Below are 7,328 nucleotides of genomic sequence, written 5' to 3'. Positions count from 1 at the left end.
CATCGCTGATGTTCCTCCCAGATTTCGATGTCTCCATCAAACCCGGTGCGGGACAGGACGGTATGTGGAGGCTGTCCTGGCGCTCCCAGTCCTCGGCGAGCCGGTGTACGACCACCAGAGACTCCATGCGGCCCTATGTAGGGCGATCCGGGCAGATACCAGCGTGGTGGCATCGTGGGCCGTCGGTGCGGTGGATTGCGCCGCTTGGGACCTACACAGCCAACTTGCCCAAGTCCCTGTCGCTGACCTGCTTGCAGCGACACCGCAGCGGCGGGTGTCGCTCTACGCCTCATGGCTGAGCCTCGACGTAACAAATGGCATACCCGTCGCGGCCGTCGAGCGCGTCAACCGCGACGGATGGCAATTTACGAAATGGGGCCTGCGCAAGAATCCAGCAACCGACGACCGCAAGGCGGAGGCCGTCCGGCTTGCCGTGGCGGTACGGGCGATGGAGGCAGCGCTCAGGCAGGAAGCCGCATTCGACGCCGTCTTCACCTGGGATCCCGAACTCGCCTCCCTGTTCCTCGATGAGCTGGACCCGGCTTCGTTGCGCTGGCTGGAGGACCCACTACCACAATGTGATCTCAACACGTATGGGGCATTGGCGATGAACATCCCGTTGGCCCTCGGCGAACGGCTTCTCGTGCATGCCGACGCTGCGGCGATTCTCCGACTCAAGCTACAGGCGTTCACACTTGACGTGGTGGCGTGCGGCGGACTCACACGCGCGGTCGACCTGGTGACCGCGGCGCAAACGTTCGGCGTGCCGGTCTACCCGCACGGCCGCTCATTTGTTCCGGCCGTTCACCTCGCCGCTGCCTATCCGAATGCGATCACCGCGGTCGAGTACCGGTTGCAGTGGGAACCGGTACGGCAGCGAAGGTATGCACAGCCTTGGCTGCCCTCACACGGAGTGATCACCGTTCCCAAGCATCCGGGCTTGGGCGCCACGCCGAGAGCTGCTGATGCCCGAAACCATTCAGCGCCTGTCCATCACCGGGACCGTCGCAGCAGACTCGAACGGCACGTTGCTCGTGCTGTCCGAACGACTCGACGGACACGACACCTTCCTGACAGGCCAGCTCCAACTCCCCGGCGCTCGCCCGGTACAAGTGCAGATCTTGAGCTTCGACGACGTCACCGTCCTGCGCCTGCCCGACCCATCGCACGCACCTTCCGCCGGACCGTGGGCCGGCATCCTGCACCTACCGCACGGCTGGCGCACCCGGTCGATACCCGACGACCTGGCGACCGCAGTCCGCGCCGCGCGCCGTGACCTAACCGTCCTAGACGAGGCCGAGCGCCGCTACGCGCTCACATTCCTCGCCGAGGCAAGCAATCCGGCGATCCGGCAGGCCAGAATCGACGCGATTGTCACCGCCCTGCCTGCAGTGGATAGTGCCTCGTGAAACGAATACTGCTGAGCATCGATGTCGGGGGCACCCTATGCCGGTTCGAAGGACCCACAGTGGCCACAATCTTGGCGAGTGCTTCGCCGCTCAGGCCCGCCGACGCGCGCTCGGTCATTCGCCAGCAGCTGTACACCCGAGCCTCGATCGACCCCGCAGTCATTGCGGAGGTCTGCGATGCGCTGCAGATCCCCGTGAGCGCCTTCCCGACACCCACCAAGTCGCCCCCGGTGCAGCTCCTGCCAGGGGCAGGAGCAGCACTGGGGACTATGAGTCGGCATGCCACCATCGTCACGCTGTCGAATGCCAGCTGCATGGAGGCCGATACTGACCGTTTGCGAACCCTGCTGTCTCCGTGGGTGACCGACTACTTCCCCTCCTGTCGGACCGGCTACTCCAAACCCGATCCAGCCGCTTTCCATGGCGTGGCCACCGCGTGCCAAAGCAGCCCGGCGAATATGGTGCACATCGGCGACGACTGGGATTGCGACGTCATCGGTGCCCGAACTGCCGGGATAGCCGCCATCTGGGTGTCGAATGGACGACCAGTACCCCAGCCCGAACGGCTCGACGACGCTGACCTGCTCGTGGCAGCTGATCTCACCGCCGCCAGCCAGCACCTCACCGAATTCGCTAAACGGAGATGATCATGACTCTATTCCACGGAACCGTCGGCTTCTACCGGCAGTACCGGCCCGGCATTCCGGCGACCGTGGCCGACGTGTTGGATGCCGCGGTCCCTACCGGTGCGCCGCGGCGCCTTCTCGACGTAGGCACCGGCACCGGCCTCGTGGTGGAGGCTCTGCTTGGCCGCTTCGATGACATCATCGCCATCGACAACGACCCATACATGCTCGCCGCTGCCGAAGACGCGCTCCGCCCGCAGCTACCCGCCGACGCTCAGCTGCGGCTGCAGGAGGTCACGGCGGAGGAGTTCACGCCACCGGCGGGATGGCAGGCCGAACTGGTGACGATCTGCAGAGCGTTCCACTGGCTCGACCAGGCCGCGATCCTGACCCGATTGGATGCGCAGGTCAGCCCGGACGGCGTGGTCGCGATCTTCGGCGACAACAGTTTCTGGACCGCTACCAGCGATTGGAAGGCCGCAATCCGTGCGGTCATCCAGGACTTCCTCGGCGAGCAGCGTCGCGCTGGCGATCGCACGTTCCAGCATCACAACCGCCCGTACAGCGAGATCATGCGTGAGTCGCCGTTCAGCCAGGTCGAGGAGCACACTGTGCCCGTCAGCCGGACCTGGACCGCCGACAGCATCCTCGGGTACCTGCACTCCACCTCGTTCGCCGCGCCACAACTGTTTGGCGACCGACTCGGCGAGTTCGACAGCGCTGTCCGTGCCACCCTTGCCCGATACAGCGACACCGACACCTTCGCCGAGGACAACGAGTTCCTCATCCGCATCGGCCGGCGAGATCGAGCATGAACCGTTGGTACGGATCGCTTCCGGCGCCGGAGATCGCCACGCAGCTAACCGAGAAATCGGTCCTGTGTCTACCGATCGGCTCATATGAACAGCACGGCCCGCACTTGCCCCTACACACCGACACCGTCATCGCCACGCAGTTCACCAACCGCCTCATCGACCGCTACGGCAACCAACACGACCTCTGGGCACTCCCCGCGCTGCCGTACGGCCTATCCATGGAGCATTCCTGGGCGCTCGGCACCGTCTCCCTCAGGATCGGCGCACTTGCGACCTTGCTCAATGCCATCGTTGGTGAGTTCGCGCGAGCCACCCCAGCCCGTCGGCTGCTCATCGTCAACGGGCACGGCGGCAACCGCGGCGTACTCGAGGCAGTTGGCTACGAACTACAGGCCACGCATCAGGTGCGGGTCTGCATCATCCACCCCAGCTCACTCTCTACCGCACGAGCGACGTCGACCCCGCCGGAGATTCACGCCGGCGTGGAAGAAACCAGCATCATGCTGAGCCTCGCCCCCAACGACGTGCACCTGAATCGACTGCCCGAGATGTTCGCCGCCGACCCAGCCCACCGCGCCGAAACCCAGCGACTCATCCTCGACCGCGGAACCACGTGGCCGTGGAGTTCGCGCGACGACCGCATCGCCAGCCTCGGCATCATTGGCGGTGACCCACGGCTGGCCTCCGCCGAACTAGGGGAAGCCATCATCACCAGCGCCCTGGACGCATCCAATCAGGTTGTACAACATCTGTAGTCCGTCAATGATGGGAAACGACCATGCCCCTCACCGCTGACGATCTGTCCACCTTCACGACCAAGGGAATGGTCGTCAAACGCAACTACGTCCCGGCGCACTTGATCGACTGCGCGACGGCGCTCGTGACCGACTGGTACCGCACCAACTTAGATCAACGCTGGATCGCCGAGTTCACGCAGCGGACCTTCGCCCCGCACCTTAGCGACCATCGGGACCTGCTCGCGCTGTTTGCTCAGTCCGGTGTGGCCGGGCTCGCAGCCGAACTCCTCGGCGACGTGGCACCGGTGACCACTACGCAGATTCAGATTCGCGTTCCGGAACGCGACCTCGGCCAGGCACAGCCCGAAAAGGCCATGCACGTGGACGGCGTCGCTTGCCCTCACCTTGACCCCGCCGAACTGCGCACCTTCTCGCTTCTCGTGGGTGTCGTGCTTTCCGACATCAGCGACCCGGCCGGTGGCGCCCTGCGTTACGTCATCGGCGGACACTTGCGGATGGCGGAGTGGTTCCGGACTCAATGGTCACTTGGCGTCACCGCCCAAGTGCCCCCGCACATCGATGCCGAGCAGGGTACCCCGCTACTCGGCGAGCCGGGTGATGTACTGCTGATGCACCACTTAGAGCGTGTCTCGGGTGGCGGTTGGGTGGCCTGGTCTGGTAGATCGTTTCTACTGTGGACGAGCGGTTGATCCTGCAATGGGTACCTGACGAGTTGTGGAACCTGGCCGGTCCGTTGATCCCACCACCGCCTCGCCGTCCGCAGGGCGGGGGCACGCCGCCGATCGACGCGAGGGCGGTGTTCGCCGCGATCGTGTACGTGTTGACCACTGGCTGCGCGTGGCGGCACCTGCCACCCGGGTTCGGAGTGTCCAAGGCCACCGCGCACCGCCGGTTCGTCGCCTGGACCCGAGCCGGGCTCTGGCGCAGGTTGCATGTCGCGGCACTGGATCAGCTCGGCGCGAAGGGGTTGATCGACTGGTCCCGGGCCACCGCCGACGCCGCGTCGGTGCGGGCGAAAAAGGGGGCGACCTGACCGGCCCGAGCCCGGTCGACCGGGGCAAGACCGGCAGCAAGATCCACGCCCTGTCCGACCGTAACGGGCTGCCGCTGTCCGTGGGGGTGTCCGCCGCGAACACCCACGACAGCCGCTGCCTGGAGTCCCTCGTGCAGGCCATCCCCGCCATCCGCTCCCGACGCGGACCACGACGGCGCCGGCCGGACAAGCTGCACGCCGACAAGGGATACGACTACCCCCACCTACGCCGCATGCTCCGCACCCGCGGCATCCGACCCCGCATCGCCCGCCGCGGCATCGAATCGCCGAACCGGCTCGGCCGACACAGGTGGGTGATCGAGCGGGTGCGCCGTGAGGCGCTGATTGATCGAGTGGAGGTGAGAGACCTTCGCCGCCGGGCTGTCGCAGCAGTTCGGTGAAGCTGGGGGCAGCCTGATCCGGGAGGTGCCGGGGAGGGTGGCAAGCGGCCCCGACAACGCCGGGACGTGACCAGTACTGCCAGATGGCGCGGGTCCGGCAAGCGAGATGGAGAGGTATACGCGAGGAACCGGTGTCTGAAGCCTCCTAACGATCCCTACCAGCTCGAACCTGGCGGATATGGGCTGGGTGCGGTGCGTCCTGGTCCTCTTCTTTCGGGACGGGAACTCCCGTGCTGCTGACGTTCGACGGTTCGGGAGGCCACGGTGAAGTGCTGCGGGGTAGCCGTGGCGATGCCGCGGGGGTATAGCCGGGTGCCTCCTTCGTCGAGCGATCAGTCAGTGAACACGGGAACTCTCCCGGCTCTGCCCGGCAGCGTCTCGGCCAGAGACGACACGTCGGGCTGGGTCCACCGTCGGCCGATCGGGCCGGGAGAGGACGGAGCCGCCGTAGTACTCCGAGGCCGGGAGAGCCGGTCACATGGGGAAGGGCGGCAGCGAGATCGCAAGGGAGGTACTGCAATGCCCGAAGACACGGTGGTGGATACCACCGTCGCGTGGCCGACCCCGGAAGAGGCCTGGTCGCGGGTACGGGGAATGCAGATCAAACTGCACCGTTGGGCGGTGGCCGACCACGGTCGCCGGTTTGACGATGTCTACAACTTCGTCAGCGACCCGGCCACGCTGGTCGTGGCGTTGCAGCGGGTCGCCGGGAACGCCGGAGCCCGCACTGCTGGCGTGGACGGCGTCACCGCCGTGCACGTGAGCATGGCTGGGCCCGAGGTGTTCCTGGACCACGTCCGTTCCCTGCTGAAGACCGGCACGTTCCGGCCGCTGCCAGTACGGGAGAAGATGATCCCCAAGACCGGCGGGAAACTACGCCGGCTCGGGATACCGACCATCACGGACCGTGTGGTCCAGGCTGCGCTGAAGCTGGTCCTGGAGCCCATCTTCGAGGCGGACTTCCGGCCTTGTTCGTATGGGTTCCGGCCGAACCGGCGTGCGCACGACGCGATCGCCGAGATCCATCATCTGGCCACCGCCGGTTACCGGTGGGTGCTGGACGCGGATATCGAGGCGTGCTTCGACCGCATCGATCATCCGACCCTGATGGGTCGGGTGCGGGCGCGGGTGAAGGACAAGCGGGTGCTCGCGCTGGTGAAGGCGTTCCTCAAGGCCGGGATCATGACTGAGCTCGGCGAGCGGAACGAGACCACGTCCGGCACACCTCAAGGAGGGATCCTCTCACCACTGCTGGCCAACATCGCGTTGTCGGTTCTCGACGAGTTCTTCGCCGAGCAATGGGCCGCGATGGGCACCAACTGGCAGCGTAGGAAGCGACGCGACCGAGGGCTGGCGACGTGGCAGTTGGTTCGCTACGCCGACGACTTCCTCGTCCTGGTCCACGGCACCGAGCAACACGTCGAGGACCTGCGCGACCAGGTGAGCACCGTCCTGGCGACGATGGGCCTACGCCTATCCGAGCCCAAGACCAGGATCACCCACCTTGCCGACGGGGTCGACTTCCTCGGCTTCCGCATCGTCTGGAAGCGGAAACGAGGAACGAGCAAGTGGCATGTCTACACGTTCATCGCCGACAAGCCGGTCCAGGCACTGAAACGGAAGATCAAGTCACTGACCCGCCGGTTGTCGCACCTGAGCTACCGGGAAACGCTGGTGAGGATCAACTACATCCAGCGTGGATGGGCCAACTACTTCAAGCACGCGGTCGCCAAGCACACCTTCTCCCACCTGCAGAACTTCATCTGGTGGCGAGTGATCAACTGGGTGATGCGCCGCAACCGCATGACCTGGAGAGCCATCCAGCGATGGCTGCGCACCCCGCAAGGGTGGCAACCCATCGCCTTCGACGGGGTCGAGTTGTTCAAGATGGCGAAGGTCCCCGTGACCCGATACCGCTATCGCGGCACCAAGATCCCGAACCCCTGGCAGCCCACACCGACAAGCCCACCCCCAACGGCATGACCTCGTGGAGAGCCCGGTGCGGTGAGAGTCGCACGCCGGGTTCGGCGGGCGGGTCCGGGAAACGGACCTGGAGCAATCCAGGCACCGCGCCCGGGCCCGACCCAACACCTTCGCCTGGTTCACCGGCTACCGCCGGCTGACCATCCGCTACGAACGCTCAGCCAGCCTCTACTGCGCATTCGTCACCCTCGCCGCCGCCCTCACCTGCCACAAGCGCTACCTCAAACTCACCACCTGAGACACGCTCTTAGCCTGGGTGATTCACGGTGATCGCCGAGATGCGCTGTTCGTCGGCGTGTAGAT

At 65.7% G+C, this 7,328-nt stretch carries 6 protein-coding genes and 2 pseudogenes; all 8 read left to right on the top strand.

Translation table 11 applies throughout. The features are described from left to right. Positions 1 to 64 precede the first annotated feature (64 nt). Positions 65 to 946: pseudogene (locus tag C1A38_RS32525) on the top strand (mandelate racemase/muconate lactonizing enzyme family protein); the annotation flags it as partial. A gap of 19 nt (positions 947 to 965) precedes the next feature. After that, the gene (locus C1A38_RS32095; RefSeq protein ID WP_233197109.1) at positions 966 to 1,409 is read left to right on the top strand and encodes a hypothetical protein; all 444 of its coding nucleotides are present in this window, start codon (positions 966 to 968) and stop codon (positions 1,407 to 1,409) included. 59 nt (positions 1,410 to 1,468) lie between these two features. After that, positions 1,469 to 2,056: an HAD family hydrolase gene (locus C1A38_RS29915; protein ID WP_102661034.1), complete on the top strand. Its 588-nt coding sequence runs from the start codon at positions 1,469 to 1,471 to the stop codon at positions 2,054 to 2,056. Next, a complete protein-coding gene (locus tag C1A38_RS29910; protein WP_199180376.1) occupies positions 2,053 to 2,850 on the top strand; it encodes a class I SAM-dependent methyltransferase in 798 nt (265 codons plus the stop codon). The genes C1A38_RS29915 and C1A38_RS29910 overlap by 4 nt, the downstream gene beginning before the upstream one ends. Beyond that, positions 2,847 to 3,605: a creatininase family protein gene (locus tag C1A38_RS29905; protein ID WP_102661033.1), complete on the top strand. Its 759-nt coding sequence runs from the start codon at positions 2,847 to 2,849 to the stop codon at positions 3,603 to 3,605. Before C1A38_RS29910 ends, C1A38_RS29905 begins: the two co-directional genes overlap by 4 nt. A gap of 23 nt (positions 3,606 to 3,628) precedes the next feature. Next, on the top strand, positions 3,629 to 4,297 hold the full coding sequence (locus tag C1A38_RS29900) for a phytanoyl-CoA dioxygenase family protein (RefSeq protein WP_102661032.1): 669 nt from the start codon (positions 3,629 to 3,631) through the stop codon (positions 4,295 to 4,297). Then, a pseudogene (locus tag C1A38_RS29895) lies at positions 4,282 to 4,967 on the top strand (IS5 family transposase); the annotation flags it as partial. The gene C1A38_RS29900 and the pseudogene C1A38_RS29895, both read left to right, overlap by 16 nt. Before the next feature lie 594 nt (positions 4,968 to 5,561). After that, positions 5,562 to 7,025: a group II intron reverse transcriptase/maturase gene (gene ltrA, locus C1A38_RS29890; RefSeq protein WP_199180375.1), complete on the top strand. Its 1,464-nt coding sequence runs from the start codon at positions 5,562 to 5,564 to the stop codon at positions 7,023 to 7,025. Positions 7,026 to 7,328 lie beyond the last annotated feature (303 nt).

The sequence above is a fragment of the Verrucosispora sp. ts21 genome (assembly GCF_002879555.1).
Lineage (GTDB): Bacteria > Actinomycetota > Actinomycetes > Mycobacteriales > Micromonosporaceae > Micromonospora > Micromonospora gifhornensis.
This window is presented reverse-complemented; position numbering and strand designations above follow the sequence as displayed.